Raw genomic sequence first — 15,265 nt, forward strand, 5'->3', positions numbered from 1 at the left:
TTATATAGTTTTATCGTTATGTGTCATTAGAATTGTATATTAAGCCCTGCGCTATAAGTCCTCATCATCGGATAAAGATAGCCCTTAGCAGCATCGCTTGAGTCCTGCTGCTCGGGGTCGTAGCCTGCTATCATATTTGACCACGTATAGAGATTATTACCACTTACCGAGAGTTTTATAGAGGTAATACCATTCTTCTGTAACCACTGGGTTTTCTCAAAGAGATAACTCAGTTCTACATTTTTCAGTCTAATATGGTCGGTGGATTGCAACCAAAAATCGCTCGCTTTCCCATTGATATTATCTTCTGTACGCAATGAAGCACGGGGGTAGGTAGGCTTAATTCCTTTTTGTATTTTCTCTGGTGTCCATCTGCCTTCATACTGGTATTTAAAAGCTGCCCCTTTACCTTGTTCAAAAGGTGAACGCATATAGTAATCAATAGGCATAGAGCCCTGAGCTGTACCTGTAAAGAGCACTGCAAGTCCAAAACCCTTATAGCCAAGGTTGAGGTTGGCTCCAAAGCTATAACGCGGCAGATTGGAATAGCCTATAGGCACCCTATCTTTCTCATCAATCACTCCATCACCATTGACGTCTACATAGCGCAAATCCCCAGGCTGCACCTTATTGCCATCAAAGCGTGAATAAGGAAGCTGCATTACCTCTTCCCAAGTGTTATAAAAACCATTTGTAAGGAAGCCTTTGTACTGACCAATGGAGTAGCCCGTCTCATTCATCCACGGGTAAGGATTATTAGGCTCATCACGGAAGTCAATTTTATTCTTGGCATAAGAGACGTTAAAACCTACTCCATAAGTAAAACTACCTATCTTATCTGCCCAATGTACTTGTGCTTCATAGCCTGAATTGCTTACCTTACCAATATTCACTGCTGGCAGGTCTGAGCCTACAATACCTGGTACAGTACCTCTACTCCACAAGATATTATCTCGTTTTTCCCTAAACAGATCTGCTACTATGGTAAGTTTATCCTTGAACATATTGAGTTCTACCCCTAAATTACTTTTCTTAGCTCTTTCCCAAGTAACATTAGGGTTGCCTACTCTATTCTCCCAAGCTCCCATATAGAAGGGATCGCGAGTACTACCGTTTGTATTACCGAAATAGTAACCGCCAGCTCCCATATCTTGATTTTTATACCCTTCAAAGCCATAGCCCCAAGTACTGGGTTGATATAGGAAACGCCTGCCTCCCACTTGGTCATTCCCTACTTCACCATAAGAGCCACGTATCTTTAAGTAAGTTACAATATTGTTTTCAGGGATGAACTTTTCATTGCTCACTACCCAACCCAGTGAGAAGGCTGGAAAGAAACCGAAGCGTTTCCCTGGGGCAAAGTTCTCAGTGCCGTTATAACCCATATTTGCTTCTAAGAGGTAGCGATGGTCATAATCATAGGTAGCACGTGCGGCAAGACCCATCAAACCCGCAGGAACTGCGTATTCAAGCCCTGGGTCGTGTGTTTTTTGACCATTCGCCAATAACAATGCTGTGAAGCCGTGTTTGCCGAAAGTCTGTTCGTAATTGGTAGCAAGCTCAAAGTAAAGACGACGCCATTTATACTGCGAATAGTTGTCGGTTACGTTGGTCGGTTTGAGTTTTCCGTCAAAAAAGAGTATTTCACTTGGGTTATTAGGGTTGCGTGTTGCTACATAAGTAGGCACTGTACGCTCTCTTCGCACCCCTTTTGTGTAGGTGTCGTTATACGAGAAAGTACCACTGACTGAAAGCCCTTCGAGCAAGTAGTTGAGTTTGTGTTTTAGCTTTAAATTGATATTGAGGTTGGTGTTGTAGGTAGTCAGGTAAGGACGTGTAAGCAATGCCGAGAGCACTGAGTAACCCGTGCCTCCTTTGCCTGCCAAGGGGTTCATTCCACCTACAAAGTCGTACACAAGTTTACCATTGACAATCCCAGGTCCTGCATAAGGAGGATTGCTCAATATGTGCACAAGCATCCCTTTTCTACGCGATCCTTCACTGGTCTCATCATTTGTTTCACCCCCCATTATGCCGCCTATCTTTGAGGAAATCGCTGAGAGATCGAGTGTGAGGTTGGTGTTGTCGGTAAGGTCAAAGTCAAAGTTCGACCTGAAATTATAGCGTTGGTATTTAGAGTTGATGTCAGCCCCTCCATACTTAGTATTGGTGAAAGAACCCCCTTGATTCATATAACCTACTGAGGTGAAATAGCGCGTCTTCTCACTGCCACCCGACACATTGAGGTTCACTTGGTTTTGTGGGGCAATACCTCCAAAAGCCTCTTTAAAATAGTTATGACTCGTATAGTAAAGCGCTGGACTGTTGAGGAGTGCCTGCTTTTGCTCAGGGGTAAGGTTCATCGCCTCTACCTCCTCAGGAGTGTAATCGCGGTTGTTCTTGAACTTCCACAGCTCATTATGAAAGCCACTTTCGCTGAAAAGCATACCAAACTTGCTCGGGTCATTGTCATTACGTATAGCTTCATTTCTGAAAAGAGCATACTCGTAAGAATTGAGCAGCTCCATTTGAGTGGCGAGCTCACTCATACCAAAGTTATAGGTTGCATTCACCTTAGGAGCGCCTGTACGTCCTCGCTTGGTAGTAACGATGATGACCCCATTAGCACCTTTCACCCCATAGACCGCCGTAGCCGAAGCATCTTTAAGTAGGTTGATGCTCTCAATTTCATAAGGATCCATAGCGTCGATCACACTCATTGAGCTTTGAATGCCATCAACCACCACCAGAGGCTCTTGGCTACCTGAGTTGTAGGTGCTCAACCCCACGAATGCGTATAGTAGTAGCATTACGCCCAGGCTCGCCACTGGCTTGGGTTGAGCTTACCCCTGCAATGCGCCCTACTAAGGCGTTGGAGAGGTTAGCTACATTGCTTTCCGTAATTTCCTTACCCTTCATTGTGGAGATAGCGCCTGTTACTGACTCTTTCTTCTGCTTGCCATAGCCCACAACCACTACTTGGTCAAGGTTGAGTGACTCGCTTTTGAGTTGCACATTGATAACGCTCTGTCCTTTGACTGCCACACTAACGGTTTGGTAGCCTATATACGATATTTTCAAGGTAGCATTTTCTTTGGTGAGCGTAATCTTGTAGTTACCGTCAAAGTCGGTTACTACACCATTCTTGGTGCCTACCTCTTGCACGGTAGCACCCATCAGCGGCATATTATCCTCATCAAGCACTTTACCCGTGATGGTTTTCTTGCTCACTTGCTGATGTTGTAGGGGCGCTGCTTGTAAAGAGGTTAGCCCCATACAAACCCCTATAAAGAGCGCAATAAATGTTTTCAATTTATACATTGCTTTGGCGTTTTAATTCTTTATCCTATAACACTTTTATACTGAAGTATACAGTAAAATTCACAGTGCAAACTAAAGAAATACTACCAAAATATAACTTATCATTTATTTTCGTTTATTTATCAAATCTTTTATTTAACTGATTTTAAACGCTTTATTAACACTCTTTTTAACATTTTTTAATGTTATTTTTTAAGAATTACTTCCTTTTCGGAAGTGGTATGATAAAGTTTTGGTTGATAGTTCATATCTTATTTATTACCCTTGGGGTAGCCCTTCAAGGGCAGAGGTATATTCAGTGAGGAGTTCTTTAAAGACCTCACTGACGGGTTGCACTTTGTTAATCAAGGCTGCCACTTGCCCTATTTCAAGTTCGCCTTCTTGCATATCTCCCTCAAACATACCACGCTTGGTGCGACCACTACCGAGCAACTCTCGTAAGCGCTCAGGGGTGGCGTTGCCTGCATCATAAAGAGCTTTGACTTGTTCAAAGAAATGGTTTTTCAGCAAACGGACTGGGGCTAATTCCTTTAGAGTAAGGAGCGTATCGCCCTCACCTGAGGCTACAACCTTTTGCTTAAAATCCTCGTGTACTGAGGCTTCGGTGGTAGCAACAAACCTACTGCCTATCTGTACCCCCTCGGCGCCGAGTGCCATCGCGGCGAGCATTGCTCTACCTGTGGCAATGCCCCCTGCGGCAATAAGCGGAATGCTGACGTGCTGACGCACTGCGGGCACTAACACTAAGGTGGTCGTTTCCTCACGCCCATTATGTCCGCCCGCCTCAAAACCCTCAGCCACCACAGCGTCGACCCCTGCCTCTTGAGCTTTCAGGGCAAAAGTGCTACTGCTGACGACGTGGGTTACCTTCACACCTTCCTTCTGCAAGATGGGTGTCCACAGTTTCGGATTACCCGCTGAGGTGAATACTATCTTCACCTTCTCGCGTAGGATTACCTCAATGGCTTTGTCCATCTCGGGGTACATAATGGGTATATTCACCCCGAAAGGCTTATCGGTAGCCTGCTTACATCTATTAATATGCTCGGCGAGGGTGTCGGGGTGCATTGAGCCTGCTCCGAGCAAGCCCAATCCGCCTGCGTTGCTTACGGCAGAGGCTAAGCGCCAGCCACTTGCCCATACCATTCCGCCTTGAATAATAGGATACTTAATGTCAAATAACTGTGTAATACGTGTGTTCATCGTACGATTGCTATAATGATTATTAGTTGGCAAAAATAAGTATTTTTAATAATATTACCCCAACATTCTTCGGTTTTTAACATTTGACACAAAACATTAACCCTTACAGGTAACTATACAAATATAGAAATCAAAACACAAAAACGAACTTCAAACTGTTAAAAAAAGAAAAAAACACTAACATAACTACACAATTCATTTTAATTTTATATATTTGCCGCCGATATTAATATAATAACAAAATTTATGTTCGAAGATTTTATGAAAAACCTCCAAGGAATGATGGGAGGTAACGCTGACTACATCAACAAACAGATGGAGCAGATGCAAAAACAGATGGAAGCCCAAATGAACGCCCACTAAAGTGCCGAAAAAGGCGGCTGGGACGCTGAGGAAGGTGTGTACTACGCCAAAGGTTCGTTTGATGATTCGGTGGAATACAACAACGAGTTGATGTGCCTTAGCAATTACAACACCGATATGATGGAAGAGATGAACGATGCGATGGACGATGAGGATTTCCAGCGTGCAGAAGCCGTGCGTTTGCAGTGGATCGATGGTTTAAAAGAGGTGGAAGCGCAAGCTGATAAGCTCGGCGCTTACAAGGGCGACGACAGTTTGCTGAAAGCCTTCAAAAAATTGCTCTCTAACTGGGATAGCTTGATGAAAGACGGTTACAAAAAGCTCATCGAATTCCGTTTGGCAGGAAAACGCGGCACACCTGCCGAGAAGGCGCAGTTGGCAGCCAATAATGAGTTCATTGCTGAGTTCACAGAAGAATTTAACGATGTAAGCGATGATTTTATCGATAAATACGAAGACGAAGAGGATTAATCGAATATATTTTTGTGAGTTTAAAATAAAAAACGCTTCATTTCTTCTCAGAAATGAAGCGTTTTTGGTTCAATATACCTAAAAACGGAACTGATATTTGCTGAAACGTGTCAGATTATCGCAAGAACGGAACCGTTCTCGGGTGAAATTCCCAATTTTAAGTCAGTACGGTTCCGTACTTGAGTGCTTTTTTCGTGATTCTCCAAATAACGGAACCGTTCTTGGTTACTTTTGAGAAATTTGAGCAAGAACGGATCCGTACTCGTCTACTTTTGAAAAATCCACGCCAGAACGGTTCCGTACTGACCTCCCACGCGCTGAGGCTCGGAATATTTTATTCTGACTCATCATCCACTCAACCTCGGAACGGATCCGTTCTGGCATCTCACGCGCTAGAGTTCAGAATAAAATATTCTGACTTTCATCCGATGAGAGAAAATGCAGTTTTTTACAAAAATATTTTCTTCCCTCAAGATGATGAAAAAAATCTATCTTTTTTCCTTTGTAGATTCGTTATTCTTTCGTACATTTGCCTCAAAAATTTAACCAAACTGATATGGCACTTAATTTCGACAATTTTGTAAGGATTGTTTTTGGGGATGCTAACGTGAGTATCTCCAAAGAAACAGATCAAATTATTGAGAAAAGCTTCCGTTTTTTGCAAAAATTCGCCAAAAATAAGATTATTTACGGTGTAAACACGGGTTTTGGTCCGATGGCTCAGTATCGGATCGACGATTCCGACCAAAAACGGTTGCAATATAACCTGATTCGCAGTCACGCATCGGGAAGTGGCGAGCCTTTTGATGAAAAAATCGTCAGAGCAGCCATTTTATGCAGGATGAATAGCCTTTCTCAGGGCAAATCGGGGGTGCATCCTGATGTAATTTACCTGATGAGGGAGCTGATCAACAATAAAGTAACCCCACTTATCTTCAAGCACGGCGGCGTAGGGGCAAGTGGCGACTTGGTTCAGCTGGCGCACTTGGCACTCACCTTAATTGGGGAGGGAGAAGTGTTCTACCAAGGGGCAAGGCGCAAAACGGCGGATGTTTTTGAGCAACTGGGGCTAAATCCGCTGCAGATCCGTTTGCGCGAGGGCATTTCGGTGCTCAACGGCACTTCTGTGATGACGGGAATTGCTGGCGTGAACGTGTATTACGCTGAACGCCTACTGGATTGGGCTGTAAAATTCTCGATTGCCATCAATGAACTGGTACAATCGTATGATGATCACTTCTCGGAGCCGCTAAACAATGCAAAATTGCATCCTGGGCAGCGCGAAATTGCAAAAAGAATGCGAAATTACCTCTCTGATAGCCTCAGAACTAAAAAAAGGGAGGAATATCTCTATAAAGGCACCCACAACGAGCGTGTTTTTAAGGAAAAAGTGCAGGAATACTACTCGCTCAGGTGTGTTCCGCAGATACTTGGGGCGGTTTATGACACGATTGCGCAAACTAAACAGGTATTTTTGGACGAATTGAACTCTGCCAACGATAATCCGATCGTAGATGTGGCTACTGAGCAGGTGTACCACGGGGGTAACTTCCACGGCGATTATATTTCGTTGGAGATGGACAAATTGAAGTTGGTAATTACGCGCCTTACGATGCTGAGCGAGCGGCAGTTGAACTATCTTCTCAATCCGAAGATCAACGACTTGCTGCCTCCATTCGTAAATGCGGGTAAATTGGGGATTAACTTCGGAATTCAGGGGGTACAATTCACTGCTACCTCTACAACGGCTGAAAATCAGACCCTTTCTAACCCGATGTACGTGCATAGCATCCCGAACAACAACGACAATCAGGATATCGTCAGTATGGGCACCAATGCGGCTACCCTAACTAATAAGGTGATCGAGAACGCCTTCGAAGTGCTTGCCATAGAGGCTATTACAATCGCTCAGGCAATTGATATTTTAGGTGCAAAAGGACTTTCGTCAGTAACGAGGAGCTGGTACGAAGACGTTCGCGCGCGTATCCCATTCGTAAAAGAGGATATTGTGTTCTATCCTTACTTAAAAGACATTAAAAACTTACTAAAATGAGAAAATTTGCTATTATCACGGGTGGATCGAGAGGAATTGGGCGTGCTATTTGTGAAAAACTCGCTCACGACACCGATTATCACCTATTAATTACCTATCAGAGCAATAAAGATGCGGCATTGGAGACGCTAAATCACGTGCAGAAGCTCGGAAAGGCGGCGGAAATACTTCAATTTGACGTATCTGACCACGAGCAGACCACAAAAGTGCTTTCGCAATGGCAAGAATCAAACAAAGATGCCGTGGTTGAGGTAATCATCAACAATGCTGGCATTAACAGCGACGGATTGTTTATGTGGATGCCCTATAATGAGTGGAGCAGGGTGATAGATACAACCCTCAATGGCTTCTATAACGTTACAAACTTCTTTATTCAGAAGATGCTTCGCCATCGCTACGGGCGGATTGTCAATATTGCGTCGGTTTCTGGGGTGAAAGGCACCGCAGGACAGACAAATTACTCCGCAGCTAAGGGTGCCTTGGTGGCAGCCACCAAAGCGCTTTCGCAAGAAGTGGCAAAGCGGCACATCACCGTCAATGCTATTGCCCCAGGTTTCATCCGCACGGATATGACCTCCTCGCTTAATGAGGAAGATTTGGTAAAACTCATCCCCGTTGGGCGATTTGGGGAGGCAGAAGAGGTCGCCGACTTGGTGTCCTTCTTAGTATCAAAAAAAGCGGCGTACATCACGGGCGAAGTAATCAATATCAACGGCGGGATTTATTCATAGAACGCACACACATAAAAAAGCGACTCACAATTGTGAGCCGCTTTTTTTGTCGTTAGGATATGATTATTGATGTGTCTTCTTCAAGAGGTCATTTACTATTTTCACAGGGTTAAAAGTGATGATAGGCACTTCCACGAAGATAGTGATCCACTTAGCCATTGAGCCATTCCATAAGCCTGGTAATTCTAAGGCTTTCAGCGGCTTGCCCATATAGGTCTTCGAGGTAATGAACGCCTGCTCTGGGTCGATGTACTGCTGCAAGTCGTATTTGTTCCCCTGATAATCCTTAGTGCCACACACCAAGTCCACAGGGTTGAAGTGTGTTGATTGCGCAAAGATCTCCTTCTGCTTAGCATCTTCCATATTCACCTGTGCCGACTCGATGATCTGCAGGCTATAGCTGCCATCCTTCTCCCTTATCCAAAAAGGACCGCCACCTGGCTCACCTTCATTCTTCACCATACCACAAACGCGAATAGGGCGGTGCAGCATTTCCTTAACGAACTCCAAAGCGTACTGACGGCGGAACTTATACAAGTAGTCGGGCACGTTGATATTAATACTTCTGAGGTAATCTAAGATCTTCTTCACCTCTTTCTTCTTCACTTTGTTGTTATCAATGCGGTGCAGTATGTGGAACACCTCTTCCTGCACTTCACATAGTTTGCCCGCCAAGGCTTCCTTGTAAAATACGGTTTCATCGGTGTACTTCTTCACCACCACATTATCAATATTTTTAATAAAGATAATATCCGCATCTATATCGCCCAAGTTGCTCAGGAGAGCTCCGTGCCCCGCAGGACGAAATAGCAGATTGCCTTCCTCATCGCGGAAATACTCGTTCTCCTCAGTAACGGAAACCGTATCTGTACTCGGCTTCTGATAGGAGAACGACACATCAAACTTGATGTTGTAACGCTCTTCCAATTGAGGTTTTATCAGTGCCAATTCCTTGTGGAAGGCTTCCGTATGTTGTTCGGTAATGGTGAAGTGCAGGTGTGCTTCCTCTTCATCAGAAGCATAGAGCACTGCCTCACGGAAATGCTCCTCAAAAGGTGTGGCTATCTTCTCAGAATGGCGATGGAATGGCAGCAAGCCCTTAGGCATATTGCCGTAATTAAGCCCATCTTCGCCCAATAGGGTTACCACATAGAGATGCTTTTGCACATCCTCATTGAGCGTATCAAAATCAGGGTGTAACTTCTGCACCGCCTTCCTCAATATAGGAAAGAATGCAAAACGCTCCAAGCCCTCAAAGAACGTTTTTACGTCCTTATTACGTGTACGCTGAAGGTAAGCCGCCAACGACTCGCGTTCAGGCTCAAAATCGTCTCTAAAGGCAAAGAGCGACTTAAACATACGCGTCGCCGCCCCTGAGGCAGGCACAAACTTCACAATCTTATGCCCCTTCTTGTGTTTTTGATAGATAGCTGAGTACTTAGCAGCCTCTTCTTTGGGGAGCGGCAAGATGCCATCATCAAGCACTGCCGTCCTTTGCAATACGATAGGGGGCACCCCTTGCTCGAATTGCCTTACTTGCTCAGCAAGCATCTCCTCAGTGATGCCCTTCTTTGCGAGCAATTGTCTGTCTTTTGGTGTTAATTCATTCATATACTTATATTTTAGTAGTCAGTGGTCAGCAGCAAGAGAGCAGCCTCACTCTCTCATCACTAATTTCTAACTTCTCATTTCTAACTTCTCATTTTTATTTCATTAATCATCAAAATTGCTTCATCAATATCCTCATCATACATATTGGGTTCTTCCTCTTTCACCCATTGCAGATAATGTATTACCGCTTCCCATTGTGCTACACTAAGCAGACTTAACTTCCTAAGATTATAGTCATCATTCGCTGCCAATTGTGTCAAATGAAACACCAAGTCACCAATGCGGTATGCTCCTTTAAGATCAGCAATTATAAAGGCAGGCAGATGAAACCGCATCCCATCAGAGTCAAAAAAGGACAACGCCGCACTATGCACATTGAGTGCTTCTGAATCAATGCGCTGCCAATCCTCACGCTCATCCTTACGCTTACACTCGGCTATGCGCTGGGCATCTGCATAATCATCAATAGCATCCCCTTCACTCAGCCCTATGCCACTGCCAAGCCTTACCCCTGCAAAAGCCTGCTTTATTTCTTCTATCAACTGTTTTTTATCCATTATTCATTGGTTATTAGATGCTTAACGACTGCCTTTCGCTCCTCCAACGTTCCTTTTATCACTTTGTATAGCACTCCGCGCTTGTTCAATTCCCGTCTGAAAAAGTCGAACACCTCTTGCCGCTCATTGGGCTTGTCGCGCAGATCGTCAGCGACCCACGGCACGTCTACGTACGTGAGGAAAACCCTGTCGTAACCCACTACCTGCCGCATTGCTTCCTCCTCTATCCAACTGTCGCACTTGCCATAGTAGAGATAGGAGTAAACGACAAGCTCTAATAGGCAAGTATCGCAAAACAAAAACCCCTCAGCCCGCTCCATAGCCTCGCGCTCTGTGCGCAACTGCCCCTCGGCAATCGGTAGCAGGTCGTCCCACTCGCACACCCCACGCCCTTCGTCCCATTTGCGTTGCAAATACGTACGCATATACTCAGGCACCCACACTGTGTGATATGTCTCCGCCAACGCATTGCAAAGCGTCGTCTTCCCTGTACACTCAGGACCTATAAATGCTATTTTTTTTATATGTTCATTATACATTATCCATTATGTTCTGATCCCTGACTACTGACCACTGATTTCTTCCAGGAGATATACCCCATCACCGCTATAGCTGTAAAGAGCGCATATTGTAGCGAAGTAAACTTCATTCCCTTCACGTAGTACAGCGGCACCGAAATCAGGTCGGCAATGATCCACAGTACCCAATTCTCTACCTTGCGCTTAGCCATCAGCCACATACCTACCAAGAAGAGCGCCGTAGTGAGAATGTCCACACATTCCGTCCACCGAAAGTTGTGGGCACCAAGCTGCACCCCTTCCATTGAGAAACCATTTTTGATAAAGGGTTTTAAGTAGTACACCACCGCCACAAATACTGCACTTGCCACCCCGAGCACGCTTGCTATGCGCCACTCTGTGCGTGTAGCCCACGACACTTCTACCACATTATGATGCGCATTCCTACTCCATAGCACCCAGCCGTAAATGCTCATCACCGTGTAATACGCATTGATAAGCATATCACCCCATAGCGTATTGACCCACAGCAGCCACACAAAGGTGATCGTATTGATAAGCCCCGTAGGATACACCCAGATATTCCCTTTCTTGGCAAACCACACGCTCAGCAGCCCAAAGACCACCGCAATAGCCTCTGCCCATACCTGTTCGGTAGGCACTCCCTCATATTGAGAAAAAAGCCACTGAAAAACACCACTCATCAGCACCATAGTACCCATACGCGCTAAAAATGAGGCTCGTAAGTATGCCTATCCGTCTTTACAATCTTCATATACAGCACCCCAATCTCAATGAGCTCCAATGCCTCTTCTATTTCGGTGGTGAGCACCTGCATCACCTTGTTGTACTCGCCATACACCTGAGTGCTCAGCGGATTCTCCATCACCGTAAGCCCTGAGGCACGCAACTTCTTAATAAACCTTATGATAGGCTGCTCGTAATCGTCCTGCAGCGGACTGAGCGTCAATTCTACTGATATATCCATCTCTGTTAAAAAAATTACGCTCCAAAATTACGAAATAAAAAGAAACCTACCAAATAAAATTATGATTATTTTTAGAAAAAATTAATTACCTTTGCTTAACTTATTTTATATCATAGTATTGTAAATGCCGCTACTTTTGCTATAAAAAACAAAAATAGCGGCATAAGTATTTTTATGAATGTTTTAAGAAAAAAATCAGAAGAAAAAATAAGTCGCTAAGCTATAATGAGCGCACTTCCGCTCTTAGCTTTTTGAAGAAAGCCTCTTCACGTATCGCTATGTTGTACAACTGTTTTGATAATGAGTTATATGCGTCTGCATCGTCACTACGGTTCTTGTACACGCGTGCGATAGCCACCGCAAAATCACGCCACGCATCGCCAATATCGGTGATCTCCTCCGAAAGCCTCCTGAGCGCCTTACAGCCCAGCACCTCAGAGGCTTCCTGCAAGAATGCCCCATAGATAAACCGAAAGCCTCCACCACCCGTACCGATTTCCTCCTGCATACGGATTAGCTGTGCCAGATAGTGATTCGTCACCTTCACCCCCTTCTTGTCACGCCAACGCACAATAGCTTTGCTTAGCCGCTTAATCGCACGAACACCTACAATAGGTACGGGCGCCAGCATCGTGCTGCACGTTTCCTTTATCCCTTTGATAATCGCCTCCTTAAGGTCAAAATCTCGAGGGATAGCCGTTGGGTAATACAAGTGCCCTTTAGGCGGAAGAGCTCCCTTAGCAAAACGCACTTTCTCAAGTTCAGCAGCCGTAAGCCGTGTTACCGTAGGCATCACAGGGTCGCTAATCAAGTAATCATCCCCCTCTTTGCCATAGACCACCAAGTTATGTGCGTTGAAGTGAAAACGGTATTCATCAGGAAAATAAGTCAAGTGATATACACCTACCTGCAAACCCGTAGGAATGCCACGCCGCAGGTTAGCATCAAGAGCCTCTTGAGCCTTCGCAGGTGAAGAAAACTTCTCTCGCTTCACCCCAAAACCCAAACGCTTAGCAACCTTGCTGAAAATGCGTCCAGGCATCGTCCGATAGCTAATGGCAGGCGCCTGATTTACCTTGATCCACGGAAAATAAAAAAATAACAACCCCGACCCAATACCAAAAATCATTGGCTCGCTAAGTTGTAAACCATTGAACCGCAGTAAATTCGAAGCTACACCATTCTCACAGTGTGCCGACTGTATATGCTGAAAATCTACTTCCATAAGCGCTTTAAAATCTTGCAAAGATACAAAAAAATCCCAACAACGCAATAGCCCCTTAAAAACACACCTTTATTTTACCTCTATAACTATCAGATGCAGAACAGATACATATTGAAAACTTTGTTCTTATAGTATAAATATGTAGTACTTAGCTTATTTTTTCTTTACTCTACACTCCAAACGCCCGTTTTAGCAGTGCGGCGGTGCTTGGTTCTTGTCCGCGGAATCGTTTGTAGAGCACCATTGGAGGTTCACTACCGCCACGGGAGAGCACATTGTGCTTAAAGCTATTGGCGGTTTCCTTATTGAAAATACCTGTCGCGGTGAAATGCGCAAAGGCATCGGCATCGAGCACCTCTGCCCACTTATAGCTGTAATAGCCTGCGGCATAGCCTCCTTGGAAGATATGCGAAAAGGCGGTCGATATGCAGAGGGCGTCTATTGGTGGGAATAGCTCTGCCTTCTCAGTAGCCGTACGTTCAAAGGCTTGTACGGAACTTATAGCAGCAGGGTCGGCAGTGTGCCAAGCCATATCCAAGAAGCCGAAGCTCAACTGGCGTAAGGTCTGCAAGCCTTCCATAAATACGGCAGCTTCTTTGAGTTTGCGTACGTAGTCCATTGGCAGCGGTTCGCCTGTTTTGTAATGATAAGCAAAGAGCTGCAAGGCGTCCTCTTCATAAGCCCAATTCTCCATTAGCTGGCTGGGCAGTTCCACGAAATCCCAAAGGACGCTGGTGCCGCTAAGGGTGGGGTAAGAGGTATCGGCAAGCATACCGTGCAGGGCGTGTCCAAACTCGTGGAAGAGCGTGCGCACCTCATTCATTGTCAAGAGAGAGGGCTCTGTAACTGTCGGGCGGGTGAAGTTGCACACAATGGATATATGCGGACGTGCGTTCTCTCCATCGCGCTTATGCTGATTCTTAAAGGAAGTCATCCAAGCCCCACCGCGCTTGCCTGCACGTGGAAAGAAATCGGTGTAGAGCAGTGCCACATACGCCCCTTGCGCATCGGTTACTTTGTAAGTGGCTACCTCCTGGTGATAGACCTCCACATCGGTAATGCGCTCAAACTGCAAGCCATACAAGCGTCCTGCAATTGCAAAGACCCCCGCAAGCACTTTATCCAAAGCAAAATAGGGTTTTAAGGCCTGCTCATCAATGTTAAACCGCTGCTGACGTAGCTTTTCGGTATAATAAGGAAAGTCCCATTTTTGCAAATCTGTAATACCGTCAGCCTTAGCAGCGGCGGCAAGTGCTTCGAGTTCGCGTTGCGCTACAGGAAGAGCTGCAGCGAGGAGTTCGCTTAAGAAATTGGTTACTTTAGCAGGACTTTGAGCCATACGTTCCTCTAAAACAAAATCGGCATAGGTAGCATAGCCCAAGAGCTGTGCCCGTTGGTGGCGCAAGGCTACGATTTGCTTTACATTCTCCTCATTGTTGTATTCTTTATGAAAACCCCTGCTATGATAGGCAATAAAAAGCTGCTTGCGGAGGTCGCGGAGGTCGGCGTATTTTATGAAAGCACTGTATGAGGGAAAATCTAAGGTAAGGAGCCAGCCCTCTTTGCCGCGCTCTCGTGCCAAAGCTGCCGCCACCTCGCGCACTGCCTCTGGCAAGCCTGCAAGTTGAGCTTCCTCAGTGAGGTGGAGCTCATACGCATTGTTCTCTGCAAGCACATTCTCCCCAAAACGCAACTGCAATAGCGATAGCTCCTTGTCAATAGCGCGCAACTCGCTTTTCTTTTCCTCAGAAAGCAATGCCCCATTACGGACAAAGTTTTTATAGGTTTTGGTAAGGAGCGTATCCTCTTCTGGCGAGAGTTGCAAGCACTCGCGCTGCTCATACACGGCACGCACGCGCTCAAAAAGAGCCGCATTGAGCAGTATATCGTTGCTGTACTGAGTGAGCATAGGCGAAATATGTTGTGCCTCTTGCTGCATTATTTCGTTGGTCTCGGCGCTATTGAGGTTAAAGAACATTGAGGAGAGGCGGTCGAGCTTCTCGCCGCTGTATGCCAGAGCTGCGATAGTATTTTCAAAAGTTGCAGGGGCAGTGTTATGTGCTATAGCGTCTACCTCAGCCAAGCTCTCTGTGATAGCCTCAGCAATAGCGGGGCGATAGTCCTCCGTTTTATACTCAGAAAAAGGAGCCGCCTGGTATGGTGTATTAAATATTGGTTTACTCATTCTTTTAACGTTTATTTGTGTGCAAAAGTACGGTTTTTG

General features: G+C 45.4%; 13 protein-coding genes. 3 read left to right on the forward strand and 10 right to left on the reverse strand.

Annotation, left to right across the window (positions count from 1 at the left end):
- Nucleotides 1-26 precede the first annotated feature (26 nt).
- The 3 genes from AXF12_RS10940 to AXF12_RS10945 form a co-directional block, all read right to left on the reverse strand.
- The gene (locus AXF12_RS10940; protein ID WP_236853721.1) at nucleotides 27-2,810 is read right to left on the reverse strand and encodes a SusC/RagA family TonB-linked outer membrane protein; all 2,784 of its coding nucleotides are present in this window, start codon (nucleotides 2,808-2,810) and stop codon (nucleotides 27-29) included.
- Nucleotides 2,761-3,321 carry a carboxypeptidase-like regulatory domain-containing protein gene (locus AXF12_RS12590; protein WP_236853723.1) on the reverse strand — a complete coding sequence of 187 codons (561 nt, stop codon included), beginning with the start codon at nucleotides 3,319-3,321 and terminating at the stop codon, nucleotides 2,761-2,763. Before AXF12_RS12590 ends, AXF12_RS10940 begins: the two co-directional genes overlap by 50 nt.
- Before the next feature lie 258 nt (nucleotides 3,322-3,579).
- On the reverse strand, nucleotides 3,580-4,524 hold the full coding sequence (locus tag AXF12_RS10945; RefSeq protein WP_066431138.1) for an NAD(P)H-dependent flavin oxidoreductase: 945 nt from the start codon (nucleotides 4,522-4,524) through the stop codon (nucleotides 3,580-3,582).
- Between the two features lie 399 nt (nucleotides 4,525-4,923).
- Here AXF12_RS10945 and AXF12_RS10950 point away from each other — a divergent pair, with 399 nt between their 5' ends.
- From AXF12_RS10950 to flxB, 3 genes are all read left to right on the forward strand, one after another.
- The gene (locus AXF12_RS10950; RefSeq protein ID WP_231909901.1) at nucleotides 4,924-5,358 is read left to right on the forward strand and encodes an LIC11966 family surface protein; all 435 of its coding nucleotides are present in this window, start codon (nucleotides 4,924-4,926) and stop codon (nucleotides 5,356-5,358) included.
- Nucleotides 5,359-5,914: 556 nt separating this feature from the next.
- Nucleotides 5,915-7,411: a flexirubin biosynthesis tyrosine ammonia-lyase FlxA gene (gene flxA, locus AXF12_RS10955; RefSeq protein WP_066431141.1), complete on the forward strand. Its 1,497-nt coding sequence runs from the start codon at nucleotides 5,915-5,917 to the stop codon at nucleotides 7,409-7,411.
- A complete protein-coding gene (flxB, locus tag AXF12_RS10960; RefSeq protein ID WP_066431143.1) occupies nucleotides 7,408-8,142 on the forward strand; it encodes a flexirubin biosynthesis SDR family reductase FlxB in 735 nt (244 codons plus the stop codon). The genes flxA and flxB overlap by 4 nt, the downstream gene beginning before the upstream one ends.
- Before the next feature lie 63 nt (nucleotides 8,143-8,205).
- Here flxB and AXF12_RS10965 read toward each other — a convergent pair whose 3' ends face one another.
- The 7 genes from AXF12_RS10965 to AXF12_RS10995 form a co-directional block, all read right to left on the reverse strand.
- Nucleotides 8,206-9,753: a DUF4301 family protein gene (locus tag AXF12_RS10965; protein ID WP_066431146.1), complete on the reverse strand. Its 1,548-nt coding sequence runs from the start codon at nucleotides 9,751-9,753 to the stop codon at nucleotides 8,206-8,208.
- A gap of 80 nt (nucleotides 9,754-9,833) precedes the next feature.
- Entirely contained in the window at nucleotides 9,834-10,310 is a 477-nt protein-coding gene (locus AXF12_RS10970; protein WP_066431151.1) for a DUF6714 family protein, read from the reverse strand.
- The gene (locus AXF12_RS10975) at nucleotides 10,310-10,849 is read right to left on the reverse strand and encodes an AAA family ATPase (protein ID WP_066431155.1); all 540 of its coding nucleotides are present in this window, start codon (nucleotides 10,847-10,849) and stop codon (nucleotides 10,310-10,312) included. Before AXF12_RS10975 ends, AXF12_RS10970 begins: the two co-directional genes overlap by 1 nt.
- Nucleotides 10,849-11,532, reverse strand: coding sequence for a nicotinamide riboside transporter PnuC (gene pnuC, locus AXF12_RS10980; protein ID WP_066432014.1), 684 nt, complete (start codon nucleotides 11,530-11,532; stop codon nucleotides 10,849-10,851). The genes AXF12_RS10975 and pnuC overlap by 1 nt, the downstream gene beginning before the upstream one ends.
- Nucleotides 11,533-11,555: 23 nt before the next feature.
- Nucleotides 11,556-11,816, reverse strand: coding sequence for a hypothetical protein (locus AXF12_RS10985; RefSeq protein ID WP_066431157.1), 261 nt, complete (start codon nucleotides 11,814-11,816; stop codon nucleotides 11,556-11,558).
- A gap of 220 nt (nucleotides 11,817-12,036) precedes the next feature.
- Entirely contained in the window at nucleotides 12,037-13,041 is a 1,005-nt protein-coding gene (darH, locus tag AXF12_RS10990) for a BtrH-related acyltransferase DarH (protein ID WP_066431160.1), read from the reverse strand.
- A gap of 169 nt (nucleotides 13,042-13,210) precedes the next feature.
- Nucleotides 13,211-15,226: a M3 family metallopeptidase gene (locus tag AXF12_RS10995; protein ID WP_066431163.1), complete on the reverse strand. Its 2,016-nt coding sequence runs from the start codon at nucleotides 15,224-15,226 to the stop codon at nucleotides 13,211-13,213.
- Nucleotides 15,227-15,265: the final 39 nt, after the last annotated feature.

This window comes from Capnocytophaga haemolytica (assembly GCF_001553545.1).
GTDB lineage: Bacteria > Bacteroidota > Bacteroidia > Flavobacteriales > Flavobacteriaceae > Capnocytophaga > Capnocytophaga haemolytica.